10 protein-coding genes are annotated in these 16243 nt (G+C 59.9%); 6 read left to right on the top strand and 4 right to left on the bottom strand.

All coding sequences use genetic code 11. From position 1 onward, the window contains the following. Window positions 1-3: 3 nt before the first annotated feature. From tatB to H8S56_RS25110, 5 genes are all read left to right on the top strand, one after another. Window positions 4-465 carry a Sec-independent protein translocase protein TatB gene (gene tatB, locus H8S56_RS16740; protein WP_187519246.1) on the top strand — a complete coding sequence of 154 codons (462 nt, stop codon included), beginning with the start codon at window positions 4-6 and terminating at the stop codon, window positions 463-465. Then, the gene (gene tatC, locus H8S56_RS16745; protein ID WP_024688898.1) at window positions 462-1262 is read left to right on the top strand and encodes a twin-arginine translocase subunit TatC; all 801 of its coding nucleotides are present in this window, start codon (window positions 462-464) and stop codon (window positions 1260-1262) included. Before tatB ends, tatC begins: the two co-directional genes overlap by 4 nt. Continuing rightward, a complete protein-coding gene (locus H8S56_RS16750) occupies window positions 1259-1966 on the top strand; it encodes a 16S rRNA (uracil(1498)-N(3))-methyltransferase (protein ID WP_024688899.1) in 708 nt (235 codons plus the stop codon). The genes tatC and H8S56_RS16750 overlap by 4 nt, the downstream gene beginning before the upstream one ends. A 116-nt stretch (window positions 1967-2082) precedes the next feature. Continuing rightward, entirely contained in the window at window positions 2083-3999 is a 1917-nt protein-coding gene (locus H8S56_RS16755; RefSeq protein WP_187519247.1) for a HAMP domain-containing methyl-accepting chemotaxis protein, read from the top strand. Window positions 4000-4206: 207 nt separating this feature from the next. Then, window positions 4207-6150, top strand: coding sequence for a methyl-accepting chemotaxis protein (locus H8S56_RS25110; protein ID WP_187519248.1), 1944 nt, complete (start codon window positions 4207-4209; stop codon window positions 6148-6150). A 486-nt stretch (window positions 6151-6636) separates the two neighbouring features. On the opposite strand, the gene mdoH is transcribed toward H8S56_RS25110, so the two are convergent. From mdoH to pip, 4 genes are all read right to left on the bottom strand, one after another. Then, entirely contained in the window at window positions 6637-9219 is a 2583-nt protein-coding gene (gene mdoH / locus H8S56_RS16765) for a glucans biosynthesis glucosyltransferase MdoH (RefSeq protein WP_187519249.1), read from the bottom strand. Next, on the bottom strand, window positions 9212-11134 hold the full coding sequence (locus tag H8S56_RS16770; RefSeq protein ID WP_024685618.1) for a glucan biosynthesis protein G: 1923 nt from the start codon (window positions 11132-11134) through the stop codon (window positions 9212-9214). The genes mdoH and H8S56_RS16770 overlap by 8 nt, the downstream gene beginning before the upstream one ends. 263 nt (window positions 11135-11397) lie before the next feature. Then, complete coding sequence (gene dtd, locus H8S56_RS16775; RefSeq protein ID WP_187519250.1) at window positions 11398-11835, bottom strand: D-aminoacyl-tRNA deacylase; 438 nt, start codon at window positions 11833-11835, stop codon at window positions 11398-11400. Window positions 11836-11874: 39 nt separating this feature from the next. Continuing rightward, on the bottom strand, window positions 11875-12846 hold the full coding sequence (gene pip / locus H8S56_RS16780; RefSeq protein ID WP_024685620.1) for a prolyl aminopeptidase: 972 nt from the start codon (window positions 12844-12846) through the stop codon (window positions 11875-11877). A gap of 281 nt (window positions 12847-13127) precedes the next feature. Here pip and H8S56_RS16785 point away from each other — a divergent pair, with 281 nt between their 5' ends. Next, entirely contained in the window at window positions 13128-15578 is a 2451-nt protein-coding gene (locus H8S56_RS16785; protein WP_024685621.1) for a glycogen/starch/alpha-glucan phosphorylase, read from the top strand. The last annotated feature ends 665 nt before the right edge of the window (window positions 15579-16243 follow it).

Below are 16243 nucleotides of genomic sequence, written 5' to 3' on the forward strand. Positions count from 1 at the left end.
ACCATGTTCGGTATCAGCTTCTCTGAACTGCTGCTGATCGGACTCGTGGCCCTGCTGGTGCTGGGCCCCGAGCGACTGCCCGGCGCAGCACGCACCGCAGGTCTGTGGATAGGCCGACTGAAGCGCAGCTTCAACGCGATCAAACAGGAAGTTGAACGTGAAATCGGTGCTGACGAGATTCGTCGGCAACTGCACAACGAGCACATTCTTTCGCTGGAAGATGAAGCGCGCAAAATGTTTGCTCAGCAACAGCACCCTGAAGTGGCGTACGAGCCGATCACCCCGCCACCAGCACCGCAGGAAATGGCGGCCGACACGGCATCGCACAGCGACATCGGCCCGGCCGAGCCTGTTGCGAAGGCACCACTGACGCTCGAGAAAACCGCGAAACCTGCCGCCGTATCGGCCCCGGTCGCGACGCCCTCTCCCGCCCACGATTCGTCATTGCCACCGCGAGCCCCATGAGCGCAGATACCCCGGAAAACGATCAGCAAATGCCGCTGATCTCGCACCTCACCGAGTTGCGCACACGCCTGTTGCGCTGCGTTGCCGCAGTGTTTCTGATCTTTGCGGGTCTGTTCTACTTCACGCAGAAGATCTACACGCTGGTGTCCGCACCGCTGCGGGTCTACCTGCCCGAAGGCGCAACGATGATCGCCACCGACGTGGCCTCACCGTTCATCACGCCGTTCAAGCTGACCATGATGGTGGCGCTGTTTCTGTCCATGCCGGTGATCCTGCACCAGATCTGGGGCTTCATTGCGCCGGGGCTGTACAAGCATGAAAAGCGTGTGGCCATTCCGCTGCTGGTGTCGAGCATCATCCTGTTTTACGCAGGCATGGCGTTCGCTTACTTCCTGGTCTTCCCGCTGATTTTCCACTTCTTCGCCAGCGTGACCCCGGAAGGCGTGTCGATGATGACCGACATCGCCAGCTACCTCGACTTCGTGATGACGCTGTTCTTCGCCTTCGGCGTAGCGTTCGAGATTCCAGTGGCCGTGGTGCTGCTGGTCTGGATCGGCATCGTCGACGTGAAGTACCTGAAAAAGATCCGCCCGTACGTGATCATCGGCTGCTTCGTGGTCGGCATGATTCTCACCCCGCCGGACATCTTCTCGCAGACCCTGCTGGCCGTGCCGATGTGGCTGCTGTTCGAACTGGGCGTGCTGTGCAGCGGGCTGATCAAGAAGCGTGGCGAACACCCGGACGATGAACAAGAAGAGGCTGACAAGCAAGACCAGCCGCCCGCGACTCAGCCGTGAATCTGCTGCTACTTGAAGAGGCCGATTTCATTGCGCCCGACCGGGTCGTGCTGCGCGACCGCCGCCTCAAGCACCTGCAGGAAGTGCACCGTGCCGAGGTCGGCGACAGCCTTCGGGTCGGTCGCGTCAACGGTCTGCTTGGCACTGCAGAGCTGCTGCGTCTGGAACCCCGTGAGGCCGAGCTGCGCGTTTCGCTGGACAGCGAGCCGCCTGCCAAGCTGCCGCTGACCCTCCTACTGGCCCTGCCGCGCCCCAAGATGCTGCGTCGGGTATTTCAGACGGTTGCGACCATGGGTGTGCCGAAGGTCATTCTGCTTAACAGCTATCGCGTGGAAAAGAGTTTCTGGCAAACGCCGTTTCTTGAGCCCGAAGCGATTCGTGAGCAACTGATTCTGGGCCTGGAGCAGGCGCGCGACAGCGTGTTGCCGGAAATAGTGATCGAGAAACGCTTCAAACCCTTCGTCGAAGACCGCCTGCCGCAACTGGCCATGAACACCTTGGGGCTGGTGGGCCATCCAGGCGACTACCCTGCCTGTCCGCGCGCCGTCAATGAACCTGTCACGCTGGCCATCGGCCCCGAAGGCGGCTGGATCCCCTACGAAGTCGATCTGTTGCGCAAATCCGGCCTGCAACCGGTGCAACTGGGCGACCGTATTCTGCGGGTCGAAACCGCCGTCACTGCGCTGCTTGCGCGCTTGTTTTAAGCCCTTCGCTCTGCATCAGTTGCTCCTTTCGTTTGTCGTCACTCAATTGCTTCAGTTAACCCGTGACTGGCCGATAGGGATGAGTACGCACAAGAATCAGACGTCGAGGAATGGTCATGTATCGCGGGTTAACTCAAAGTCTCGCTAACGCGAGTGTCAGCTTGAAATTGGCGATCGGCTTCGGCCTGGTGCTGGTGATGACCCTGATGATCTCTATCACGGCCTGGTTCAGCACTCAGGGCCTGATATCACGTGGCGACCGGGTGACCGCCATTGCCGGGATCAACGAGCTGACCCTGGAGCTGCGCATCAACAGAATGCGCTATGAAGCGCTCTACAGCACCGAAACCGCCAGTGCGGTAAACGACACGCTCAAGCAACTGAATGACGCGCTTCAACAAGCCCGAGGGCTGCTGAGCAACCCCGAAAACATTGCATTGCTGGACGGTCAACTGCAGGCAGCCCGCGATTACCAGCAAGCGTTTTCCGAGATGACCAAGGCCATTGAAGTGCGCGAAGGCAGCCGTAGCCAGATGGGCGACAACGCCGACAAGGCTGTGGAACAGGCGAACAAGATCGAAGCCGCATTGCTCAAGGAAGACAACATCCTGGCCTTCAACGGTATCGTGGGTGTCAGCAAGCTGATCCAGCAGGCCCGCTTCCAGGTGCGCGGCTACACCTACAGCGGCAGGCCGGAATTCGAGAAGAACGCCAATCAGGCAATCGATGAAGCGATCATCGGCATCAACACCCTGGCCGGAGATATCTCGTCTGAGTTCGCCCCAACCCTGCAGCAGGCCATCGCAGGCCTTAAAGGCTACCGCGCAGCCGTCGGCGTGTACCGCGACTCGCAGGCCGCCAGCAAGGTAGCACTGGAGAAAATGACCACGCTTGGCGTGAAAATGCTGGCCACCAGCAGCGACATGATCGACCGTCAGAACAAGAGCCGCGATGCGGAGAGCGACCAGGCCGTCATGATGATTGCACTGGCCACGGCTCTGGCATTGCTGTTCAGCGTATTGGCGGCATGGATCATTACCCGTCAGATCACCACGCCACTGCAGGAAACCCTGGAAGTGGTCGAGCGCGTCGCCGCTGGCGATCTGAGTCGCAACCTGAGCGTCGGCCGCAAGGACGAACTGGGCAGACTGCAGAGCACCATCCAGCGCATGACCCTCAGCCTGCGCGAGCTGGTGGGCGGCATTCGCGATGGCGTCACGCAGATCGCCAGCGCCGCCGAAGAACTGTCCGCCGTTACCGAACAGACCAGCGCAGGCGTCAACAGCCAGAAGGTCGAGACTGACCAGGTTGCTACCGCCATGCACGAGATGACAGCGACCGTGCAAGAAGTTGCCCGCAACGCCGAGGAAGCCTCCGAAGCCGCTGTGGCCGCCGATCAGCAAGCTCGCGAGGGCGAGCGCGTAGTCAACGAAGCCATCGCCCAGATCGAGCGTCTTGCCGTGGCTGTCGGAAACTCCAGCGAAGCCATGGGCGCCCTGCAACAGGAAAGTGACAAGATCGGCAGCGTGCTGGATGTCATCAAGTCAGTCGCCCAACAAACCAACCTGCTGGCCCTGAACGCCGCCATCGAAGCCGCTCGCGCCGGGGAAGCCGGTCGTGGGTTTGCCGTGGTGGCCGATGAAGTGCGCAGCCTGGCGCAGCGCACCCAGAAGTCCACCGAGGAGATTGAAGCCCTGATCGTCAGCCTGCAAAGCGGTACGCAACAGGCAACCGCCGTCATGGACAGCAGCCGTGAGCTGAGTGCCAGCAGCGTTGATCTCACGCGCCGCGCTGGCGGCTCGCTGGAGAACATCACCAAGACCGTCTCGGCGATTCAGTCGATGAACCAGCAGATCGCTGCCGCCGCTGAACAGCAGAGTGCGACAGCCGAAGAGATCAACCGCAGCATCATCAACGTGCGCGACGTTTCGGAACAGACGTCCGCCGCCAGTGAAGAAACCGCTGCGTCCAGCGTCGAGCTGGCGCGACTGGGCACCCACCTGCAAACGCTGGTGAGCCGCTTTACCATCTGACGTTCCGTGGATCATTCCCGCGCGCACGCAACGGCGCGGGGATGATCGGAGTGGCGATTGAGTGACGCTCGTCACTGATTCAGTCGACTCGGAAATCTCCTACGACCTGTTCAGGTCACGTGATCCACCTCCTCGCCGATGCGCTCATAACGCAGGCTCTCTGCCTTTTGGAGCCTGTTTCTGTTCGCATACCGCAGGAGTATTTCAATGCCCGGAAGGATCAACCAAACACTTGGCAACCTGAGCGTCAGACTCAAATTGTCGCTGGGCTTCGGCCTTGTGTTGCTGCTGACGCTGGCCATCACCCTGACCGGCTGGCACGGTCTGGACACCATGATCGAGCGCTCCGAATCGCTTTCCTCCACAGACCGACTGAACAGCCTGACCAAAGACCTGCGCGCCGAGCGAGTTGTCGCACGGGTGGAAAATACACCGCAGAACGTATCGAAGGTGGTGGACCGGCTCAACGAAATCGAGGCCCACCTGGCACTGCTGCGCAAACAGAACGATGAAGCGGATACGCTGGCCAGCCTCGACGCCCAAAGCAAGCTGATCAGCCGCATGGAAACGGCCTTCACCGACCTGGGCGTCGATCGAGAGGCTCGTGATCAGACCCGCATCCAGCTCGATCAGAAATCCGAGCAAGCCGTGAAAGCCATCGAGCATGTAGAAGCTGAAGTGCTCAAGGCCGTCAGCGAGGAACAGGATAACGGCGAGCGGATGGATGAATTCACCAACCTGTCGCAACTCAAGCAGCAGATCCAGATTGCGCGCTATCAGGTGCAGGCCTACACCTTCAGCGGCAAGGAAGCCGATGAAACCGCAGCCATTGCCGCGATTGATGAGGCCCTCAAGGAGATGCAGCAGATTTCGCAGGATCAGGCCGACGAGAACATCCAGGCGCTGGCGCCCGCCAATCAGGCCTTGCAGCAGTATCGTGAGCAGTTGACCCGGTTCAAGACGATCCAGGTCAAGACCGAAGCGGGCCAGGAGACCCTGGAGAATCTGGGCGACCAGATGCTCAGCGCCGTTGCCGAACTGAGCAGCCTGCAGGGAACACGCCGCGACAGCGAAGCCGCCGACTCAAGACGAACCCTGACAGGCGTTGCCGGGCTGGCCCTGCTGGTCGGGCTGCTGGCGGCCTGGGTCATGACACAGCAGATCACGGTGCCGCTGCGTGACACGCTGAACGCCGCAGCCCGCATCGCCCAAGGGGATCTGAGCAAGGATCTGCAGCTTGGACGCCGCGATGAACTGGGGCAGTTGCAGAACAGCATGCAAGCCATGACGATGAGCCTGCGTGACCTGATCGGCGGAATCGGCGACGGCGTGACACAAATAGCCAGCGCCGCCGAGCAATTATCGGCCGTCACCGAGCAGACCTGTTCGGGGGTCAATACTCAGAAGGAAGAGACCGACCAGGTCGCGACCGCCATGAACGAAATGGCAGCAACCGTGCAAGAGGTTGCCCGTAATGCGCAGGAAGCATCGCGCTCAGCCGCACAGGCGGATCAGCAGGCGCGCGAGGGTGATCAAGTGGTCGGCCAGGCCATTACCCAGATAGAGCAACTGGCTCGCGAAGTCGTCAACTCAACGCAGGCGATGAATCAACTCAAGCAGGAAAGCGGCAAGATCGTGGGCGTTCTTGATGTGATCAAGTCGGTTTCGCAGCAAACCAACCTGCTGGCCCTGAACGCCGCCATCGAAGCAGCCCGCGCAGGCGAGGCCGGACGTGGCTTTGCGGTGGTGGCCGATGAGGTTCGCAGCCTGGCGCAGCGTACTCAGAAGTCGACCGAGGAAATCGAGGAACTGATTGCCGCCCTGCAGACCGGTACTCAGCAAGTAGCAACCACACTCGACAGCAGCCGCTGCCTGACGGACAGCAGTGTTGACCTGAGCCGCAGGGCGGGCAGTGCGCTGGAACACATCACCCGCACTGTGGCGACCATTCAGCAAATGAACGAACAGATCGCTGCCGCCAGTGAAGAACAGAGCACCGTTGCCGAGCAGATCAACGCCAACGTCATCAACGTACGCGACATCTCCGAGCAAACCGCGTCCGCCAGCGACGAAACCGCTGCGTCGAGCGTAGAACTGGCGCGTCTGGGATCACAGCTGAAGGCGTTGGTCGGGAAATTTCGGGTGGGGTGATCACCCGGGGATGATGAGCGAGACGGCCTGTGGCGTCAGCACAGGCCCATTCGTAAGCAAGCTCCCACTGGCTGAAACCGGTTTTCAACCCGTAGGGGTGGACCGGACGGCGTTCCGTTTGTCCGCGAAGACTGCCTTCCAGACGCTACCCTCCGACTGAATGTACCGGCCCCTTCGCGGACAAGTCCGCTCCCACTGACTGAGATCGGCTTTCAACCCGTGGGAGAACTGGCGCGTCTAGGATCACAGCTGAAGGCGTTGGTCGGGAAATTTCGGGTGGGGTGATCACCCGGGGACGATGAGCGAGACGGCCTGTGGCGTCAGCACAGTCCCATTCGTAAGCAAGCTCCCACTGACTGAGATCGGTTTTCAACCCGTGGGAGCGGACTTGCCCGCGAAGGCAGTCGCTCAGCGGGTGAGCCTGGGGCAGCGCCTACAAAAAAGCCCCTGAAGCAGCGCTTCAGGGGCTTTTTCAAACCGGATGACTTACGCCAGGACCGGTTCCGACTCAGACTTGAGCGGCTGCAAAGGCAGCAACGGGGCATGAGGATCGGCTTCGATGGACGCTCTCCAGGCCGCCAGCCACTGTTCGTGACCGTCGCTCCAGACCAGCTCGTGCAGACGACCCAAGGCCACCGGGTCGCTCAGCAGCATCAGACGCTCGTGATTGCCAAGCTTGTCCGGCCCCACCTTCAATGCATGTTCGACGCGCTCCATACGGACCACTTCGATCGGCCTGGCCTGCTTGTGACGAGACGTCGCCAGCGCACACGCCAGTGCATTCTGCTGCGGGTCAACCACGGCACGAATAAAGCCTTGTTTCAGCGCATGCCAGCGGTTCTCGTGGGTGTACTGATCGGTAGAGATCAGTTCCTGCGGCGGCTCGAACTCTTCCGGGATCAGGAAGAACTTCTCGTCACGCGCCTTGAGACCCAGACCGGTACGACTGGAAATCACCGACACCGGAATCGACAGCATCAGCGACACCACGATCGGCGCCAGCCACCACAGGAAGCTGGGGTTCAGCCAGAACACCAGACCCGCCCAGCAAGCACCCAGCAATGTCTGCGGACCGTGACGCTTAAGCGCTTCGATCCATGGCGTGGAGTCATCGTCGCGCTGCGGCGAGTTCCAGGTCGCTGCCCAGCCCAGGAAAGCGGCCAGTACGAAGCGGGTGTGGAACAGCATGCGAACCGGGGCCAGCAGCACCGAGAACAGCATTTCCAGCAGCATCGAGATGGTGACCTTGAACTTGCCACCATAGCCCTTCGCGCCCTTTGCCCAGATCAGAATGACGCTGAGCAGTTTAGGCAGGAACAACAGGACAATGGTGGTCGAGAACAGCGCGACGGCTTTTTCCGGGTGCCATTGTGGCCACAGCGGATACAGCTGACGCGGTTCCAGGAAGTAGGTCGGCTCCATCAGCGTGTTCACGGCCAACAAGGCAGTGGACAGCACCAGGAAGAAGAACCACAACGGCGCCGACAGGTAAGACATCACGCCCGTCAGGAACACCGCACGGTGAACCGGGTGCATGCCCTTGACCAGGAACAGCCTGAAGTTCATCAGGTTGCCGTGGCACCAGCGGCGGTCACGCTTGAGTTCGTCCAGCAGGTTGGGCGGCAACTCTTCGTAACTGCCCGGCAGGTCGTAGGCAATCCACACGCCCCAGCCGGCACGGCGCATCAGCGCAGCTTCAACGAAGTCGTGAGACAGGATCGCACCGGCAAACGCACCTTTACCCGGCAACGGCGCCAGCGCGCAGTGCTCGATGAAAGGCTTCATGCGAATGATCGCGTTGTGACCCCAGTAGTGGGATTCACCCAGCTGCCAGAAGTGCAAACCGGCCGTGAACAGCGGACCGTAGACCCGCGTAGCGAACTGCTGCATGCGGGCATACAGCGTGTCCATGCCCGAGGCACGTGGCGCGGTCTGGATGATACCGGCGTCTGGCGTGGCTTCCATCAGACGAACCAGGCTGGTCAGGCATTCACCACTCATCACACTGTCGGCATCGAGCACGACCATGTAACGGTATTCGCCGCCCCAGCGACGGCAGAAGTCGTCGAGGTTGCCGCTCTTGCGCTTCACGCGACGACGGCGACGGCGATAGAAGATCTTGCCGAAACCACCGGTCTCGCGGCACACGTCGAGCCAGGCTTGCTGCTCGGCAACGGCGATGTCGGTGTCATTGGTATCGCTGAGCACGAAGAAGTCGAAGCGGTCCAGGTCACCCGTGGCCGCTACCGATTCGAATGTCGCACGCAGACCGGCAAACACCCGTGGCACGTCTTCGTTGCAAATCGGCATGACCAGCGCAGTGCGCGCGCCGGCTTCGATCGGCTCATTACCTGCGCTGGCACCGGAGATGCGGTACTTGTCGCGACCGGTGAGCAGTTCCAGGAAGCCCATCAGCGCGGTCCAGAAACCGGCCGAGACCCAGCAGAACAGAATCCCGAACAGCAACAGGATGCTGGTCTGCAGCGCGTACGGCATGACCTGCAAAGCCGTCTGCACGAACGTCTGGCGAGTGATTTCGTCCAGCGACACCAGCGACCAGCCCTGATACGGCAGGATGCCTTTCATGTACCAACCGGCAACGATCGTCTGACCCAGCATGAGAATCAGCAGGATATAACGACGAATCGAGCCGACCGTGCGCCAGCGGGACTTGGGCAAGTCACGCGGCAAGTCACTGTGGTCAGGCTTGGGCGGATTGGTCTTGCCGGTCAGGCGACGCCAGCCACGCACCAGAATATTGGTGCGCCACGGCTCTGGAACGACCTTGGTACGACGGATAGGAGGCGTAGCCTTCAGGCACAAGCGACCGCTGGCATCGACGCCGAGCATCTCGGCGTCCTGCAGTTCGTCGGCTGTGGACAGCGTCAGGCGACGACCCACCGAAGCCTGAGCGGCCTCGGCAGTGTCGTTGACCGGCTGCGCCGAAAGGCGTTCATGCAGCTCGGCGAAGGATTTGCAGTTGGCAAGTTCTGCCCGCTGCTCGTCGCTCATTGGTAAGTGCGCCAGGTACTCGTTCAAGGACACTGGCACCGGTAGAGAATTACTCATCGCTCGGCAACTGATAGCTCCAGGTCTCGGTCATGACTTGCAGCGTCTTGGCCGGTTCCGGATGGGTGGGCGCGGCCTCGGTTTCAGGCTGCTTGATTTCTTTACCGTCCTTGTCTTTGGCTACGTCAGCTTTCGCTGCGTCGGCCTTGGCGACATCACCTTTGGCAGCTTCAGGCTTGGAAGCATCGCCTTTGGCAGCATCAGGCTTCACAGCCTCAGTCTTCGGCGCATCGGACTTGGCGATTTCCACCTGGTCGTTGGCACTGTCCTTGGTCGCTGCAGGCTTCGCAGCTTCCTTGGCAGCCACTTCCTTGGCGGCAGCTTTCTTCTCTTCGGCCTTGTCAGCCACCAACAACGCAGGTTCCTTGCCAGGCTCGGCAGGAATTTCGCGCAACAGGTAAGCACGCATTTCGGTCGGCTTGCCGGAATCCTTGACCTTCACACGCAGGGTCAGGCGATAGCCTTTGGTGACCGGGTTGTAGCGCAGGTTGTTTTCGACCAGCTCGACGTTGTCGTCAGTAGTGACCTGGCTGCGGATGGTCTTGTCTTCAGGCAGTGCGGCCAGAACCGGACCGACGAAGTCGACCAGGAATGCCAGGCTGCCGTCAGGCTGACGAATCAGGTTGGACTGACGCACGTCACCGATGGAGCGCTGAGTCTGCTTGACCCAACCCAGATCCGGGGAGTGAATCGAGTTTTCCTGCATGGTCCAGTGGATGCGGTAGTTGAAGTCCATCGGCTCGCCCGGCTTGGCCAGGGTCTCAGGCTTCCAGAACGCAACGATGTTGTCGTTGGTTTCATCGGCAGTCGGGATTTCGACCAGGTCGACGGTGCCTTTGCCCCAGTCGCCTTTAGGCTCGATCCAGGCGCTTGGGCGCTTGTCGTAGCGGTCATCGAGATCTTCGTATTGGCTGAAGTCACGACCACGTTGCAGCAGACCGAAACCACGCGGGTTCTCGACCGAGAAGCTGCTCACGGACAGGTGTTTAGGGTTGTTCAGCGGACGCCACAGCCATTCGCCGTTGGCAGCCTGAATCGACAGACCACTGGAATCGTGAAGCTCGCGGCGATAGTTAGGCACACGCGATGGCTGGTTGGCACCGAACAGGAACATGCTGGTCAGCGGCGCGACACCCAGTTTGGTGACGTTGTCACGCAGGAACATGCGCGACTTCACGTCAACCAGGGTGTTGGTGCCTGGACGCAGGGTCAACTGATACGCACCGGTGGCACGCGGCGAATCGAGCAGTGCGAAGATCACCAGATGGTTGTCATCCGGGCCTGGCTTCTCGATCCAGAATTCCTTGAAGCGCGGGAACTCTTCACCCGACGGCAGCGCAGTGTCGATGGCCATGCCACGGGCGGACAGGCCATAGACCTGACCCTTGCCGATCACGCGAAAGTAGCTCGCGCCCAGCATGGTCATGATCTCGTCCTGCTTGTCGTCCTTGTTGATCGGGTACAGCACACGGAAACCGGCATAACCCAGTTTCTCGGTGGCTTTGGGGTCGATCTTCAGGTCGCCGAAATCAAAACGGCTGGCGTCGTACTTGATCTCTTCAACGTTGGTGGCCGTGACCTCATTGATCTTGACCGGGGTGTCAAAGTGCATGCCCTGGTGATAGAACGAAAGCTTGAACGGCGTCTTGTCGCCCGCCCACTCGGCCTTGTCTTCGCGGAAACGGATTTTCTGGTAGTCCGCGAACTTCATGTCGCGCAACTCGTTGGGCAGATTGCTTCTCGGGGCTTCGAACTTTTGCCCGGCCATTTCTTTGGCCCTGGCCGCTACATCATCCAGGTTGAAGGCCCAGAGCTGGCCTGCACTGAACAGGCATACAAGCGCCGAGCTTGCCAGAAGCGCACTGCGCAACCGCTTGACAGGTTTCTTTGGAGCATCACAGGGACTAACAATCACGAGCAACCCTCGCCGAAAACAGATGAAGAAACCAACGGCCAGCTATCGAATGCCGGGTTGGCGAGCATTGTTCCGACTCCAAATGGGCTTAATGATTCCCCAATCAAGTATCGGAACCGCTTTTGTCATACAAGATGGATCACTGCTGACCTAACAGTAGCGCGCGATTATCCAGTAGCACGCGCCACAACGCATCAGGTATGACAAAGAATTTTAACCGCTCCCGGACTTATTCATTCCAGCGCAGCGGGTGGAATCTTAGCTTATGTATCCAGCAGAAATGTCACCGGGCCATCATTGACCAGGTGCACCTGCATGTCCGCACCAAATTGGCCCGCTGCCACGGCCGGATGCGCGATCCTGGCCTGATTCAAAAGGTAGTCAAATAATTCGGCGCCCAAGGCAGGTGGCGCTGCTTTCGAGAAGCTTGGGCGCATGCCGCTTCGGGTATCGGCCACCAGTGTGAATTGCGAAACCAGCAGCAAGCCGCCTTGCACATCACGCAACGACCGGTTCATCTTGCCATCGGCATCACTGAATACCCGGTAGTTGAGCAACTTATGCAGCAACTTATCGGCACTGGCCCGGTTGTCTTGAGGCTCCACACCCACCAGCACAAGAATGCCCTGATCGATAGCGCCAACCACCTCACCGCCGACCTCGACGCGTGCACCACGCACGCGTTGCAATAAACCTTTCATAGAGACTTTTTCCAGACCTGCAACAAGGAGACGACGCTATCAGGCTTCTTCAGGCGGCAGGTCCAGCAGGCGGCGAGCGACCTGCGCCGCGGCACGCACCAGCGCATCGGTGATGCCTGGCTCAGATGCCGCGTGGCCTGCGTCACGAATCACCTGTAGTTCGCTGTTGGGCCACGCCTGATGCAACTCCCACGCGTTGTCCAGCGTGCAAATGACATCGTAGCGACCATGAACAATGACCCCCGGCAGATGGGCAATCTTCGGCATATCGCGAATCAACTGGTTGGCTTCCAGGAACGCGTCGTTCATGAAGTAGTGACATTCGATACGCGCAATCGACAGGGCGCGCTGCGGTTCGGAGAAACGATCGACCACCTGCGGGTTGGGACGCAGGGTGGCGGCGCGACCTTCCCAGGTAGACCAGGCCTTGGCGGCATGCATCTGGGCAATCTGGTCAGGTCCGGTAAGACGCTTGTGAAAAGCGGCCAGCAGGTTGTCACGCTCATCCATTGGAATCGGCGCGACATAGTCCTGCCAGTAATCGGGAAACAGGCGGCTGGCACCGGCCTGATAAAACCAGTCGATATCCTGCTGGCGCGCCAGGAAGATTCCGCGCAGGATCAGTGCATGAACACGTTCCGGGTGCGTCTGGGCGTAGGCCAGCGACAGCGTCGAGCCCCATGAACCACCGAACAGCACCCATTTATCGATGCCGAGGTGCTCACGGATGCGCTCAAGGTCTTCCACCAGATGCCACGTGGTGTTGTTCTCGATGCTGGCATGAGGCGTGGAGCGACCGCAGCCACGTTGATCGAACGTAATGATGCGATACAGGTTCGGATCGAAGTAGCGACGGCTCTGCGCATCGCAGCCCGAACCCGGCCCACCGTGAATGAACACCACGGGAAGTCCTTCGGGGGACCCGCTTTCATCGACATAAAGCACATGCGGTTGTTCCACGGCCAGATCGTGCCGGGCGTAAGGTTTGATCTGCGGGTACAAAGTCTGCATATGTGCTCCATGAGTCCGATTCAGAGGCTTCTATTATTCTGCCGTGGGGCATCATAAACCCGAAACGAGGAATGAGCATGCTGCACATCATCGATCAGTATGGAACGAACGATGCAAGCGTTTTGCCAATTTGCACGGTTCGCGAACCAGAGCAGTTGCGCTGGGTCGAAGCGTGAGTCGCGCCCTCAATTATTTCTTCTATTTTCAGGAAATAACTGACGACACGCCTACAGTCAGAGAACCCCATCTTTTAATCCGTCAGACTACTTGAGGTCGTACCGATGTCTCAGGAACCACTCGTTCGTGACGCTGATGTGGCAGCTTTTCGCGCCGCAGTGCTCGCCAAACTCACTTACTCGGTGGGCAAGGACCCCGACCATGCGTTCGAGCATGACTGGTTCGAAGCGGTTGCGCTGGCCGCTCGCGACCACATGGTCGAACACTGGATGGACCACACTCGGCAGATTTATCGCACCGTTCAGAAGCGGGTGTATTACCTGTCACTGGAATTCCTGATCGGCAGACTGCTTTACGACAGCCTCAGCAACCTGGGCCTGCTGGAAATCGCGCGCGAAGCCATGACTGAACTGGGCGTGGACATTGAGCGCATCCGTCTGCTCGAACCCGATGCAGCATTGGGCAACGGCGGCCTGGGCCGTCTGGCTGCCTGCTTCATGGAAAGCATGTCGACCCTGGGCATCGCAGGCCATGGCTACGGCATCCGTTACGAACACGGGCTGTTCCGTCAGGCCGTGGTCGATGGCTGGCAGCAGGAGCAGACCGAAAACTGGCTGGACTTCGGCAACCCATGGGAATTCGAACGCCCGGAAGTGGTGTACTCGATCGGTTTTGGCGGCAGCGTCGAAACCTTCACCAACGAAGCCGGCGAAACACGTCAGGTCTGGCGTCCGGGCGAAACCGTACGGGCCATTGCCTACGACACGCCCGTGGTCGGCTGGCGCGGCAAAAGTGTGAACACCCTGCGCCTGTGGCGCGCCCGTGCTGTGGAAGACCTGCACCTGGAACGCTTCAACGCCGGCGACCACTTTGGCGCGGTGGCGGAAGTCGTCCGGGCCGAAAGCATTTCCCGCGTGCTGTACCCGAACGATGCGACCGAAGCCGGTCAGGAACTGCGCCTGCGCCAAGAGTATTTCTTTGTTTCGGCCTCGTTGCAGGATTTGCTGCGTCGTCACCTGAACATGCACGCCACGCTGACTGATCTGTCGGAACATGCGGCGATCCAGATGAACGATACGCACCCGTCCATTGCCGTGGCGGAACTGATGCGTCAGTTGATCGACAACCACAGCATTCCATGGGACACCGCCTGGAAAATCACCGTCGGCACGCTCGGCTACACCAACCACACCTTGCTGCCGGAAGCACTGGAAACCTGGTCAGTCGGCCTCATGGAGCGGATGCTGCCGCGCCACATGCAGATCATTTACCTGATCAACGCGCAACACATCGACACGTTGCGTGCCAAGGGCATCCACGATTTCGAAGTGTTGCGTGCCGTGTCGCTGATCGAAGAAGACAACGGCCGTCGCGTGCGCATGGGCAACCTGGCATTCCTCGGCTCGCACAGCGTCAACGGCGTTTCGGCGCTGCACACCCAGTTGATGCGCAAGACCGTGTTCGCCGAACTGCACAAGCTGTACCCCGAGCGAATCAACAATAAAACCAACGGGATCACTTTCCGCCGCTGGTTGTTCCAGGCCAACCCGAAGCTGACCGAAATGCTGGTCGAAGCCATCGGCGCGGACGTGCTGGACAACGCCGAAACCCGCTTGATAGAGCTGGAGCCCTTCGCCGAAAAGTCATCGTTCCGCAAGCAGATGGCCGATCAACGCCTGCACAGCAAACGTGCGCTGGCGGCGATCATTCACGAGCGTCTTGGCATCGCAGTCAACCCGGCGGCGATGTTCGACGTGCAGGTCAAGCGTATCCACGAATACAAGCGCCAGTTGCTGAACCTGTTTCACACCGTCGCGCTGTATCAGGCGATTCGTGCCGAACCGGGAACCGACTGGGTGCCACGCGTGAAGATCTTCGCGGGTAAGGCGGCGGCCAGTTACCACTCGGCCAAACTGATCATCAAGCTCACCAACGACATTGCACGCACCGTCAACAACGACCCGACCGTACGCGGCTTGCTCAAAGTGGTGTTCATGCCCAACTACAACGTCAGCCTGGCCGAAAGCATTATTCCGGCAGCCGACCTGTCCGAGCAGATTTCCACCGCTGGCCTTGAGGCTTCCGGTACCAGCAACATGAAGTTCGGCCTCAACGGTGCGCTGACCATCGGCACGCTGGACGGTGCCAACGTGGAGATGAGCGAGCAGATCGGGCTGGAGAACATGTTCATCTTCGGCATGACCTCTCAAGAAGTCGAGGCACGCAAACAGGCAGGCGACTTCAGTGCGCATGCCGACGTGGCAGCGTCCGGTCGCTTGAACGATGTGCTGCAAGCGATTCGTGGCGGCGTGTTCTCGCCGGATGATCCGAACCGCTATGCCGGTCTGGTCGATCAGTTGCTGGCGTACGACCGCTTCCTGGTCTGCGCCGACTTCGATTCGTACTGGGCAGCTCAGGCCAAGGTCGAAGAGCGCTGGCACGACTCCAAGCAATGGTGGCGCTCGGCAGTGCTCAATACTGCGCGCATGGGCTGGTTCTCTTCGGACCGGACCATTCGCGAGTACGCGGGCGAAATCTGGAAAGCGCTGGACTGAACGTAGCAGGACAGCTCCGCGAAGGGATGTACCGCCCCCTTCGCGGACGAGTCCGTTCCCACTCACTGACACCGGTTTTCAACCTGTAGGAGTGGACTTGTCCACGAAGACTGACCTTCAGACGCAACTTGTCGGCTGAATGTACCGCCCCCTTCGCGGATGAGTCCGCTCCCACTCACTGACACCGGTTTTCAACCTGTAGGAGTGGACTTGTCCACGAAGACTGACTTTCAGACGCAACATGTCGGCTGAATGTACCGGCCCCTTCGCGGACGAGTCCGCTCCCACCCACTGACACCGGTTTTCAACCTGTAGGAGTGGACTTGTCCACGAAGACTGACTTTCAGACGCAACATGTCGGCTGAATGTACCGGCCCCTTCGCGGACGAGTCCGCTCCCACTCACTGAAACCGGTTTTCAACCTGTAGGAGTGAGCTTGCTCACGAAGACTGACTTCCAGCCGCAACCCTTCGACTGAACACACCGGCCCCTTCGCGGACGAGTCCGCTCCCACTCACTGACACCGGTTTTCAACCTGTGGGAGTGAGCTTGCTCACGAAGACTGACTTCCAGCCGCAACCCTTCGACTGAACACACCGGCCCCTTCGCGGACGAGTCCGCTCCCACTCACTGACACCGGTTTTCAACCTGTAGGAGTGGACTTG

It is taken from the genome of Pseudomonas triticifolii (genome assembly GCF_014358015.1).
GTDB lineage: Bacteria > Pseudomonadota > Gammaproteobacteria > Pseudomonadales > Pseudomonadaceae > Aquipseudomonas > Aquipseudomonas triticifolii.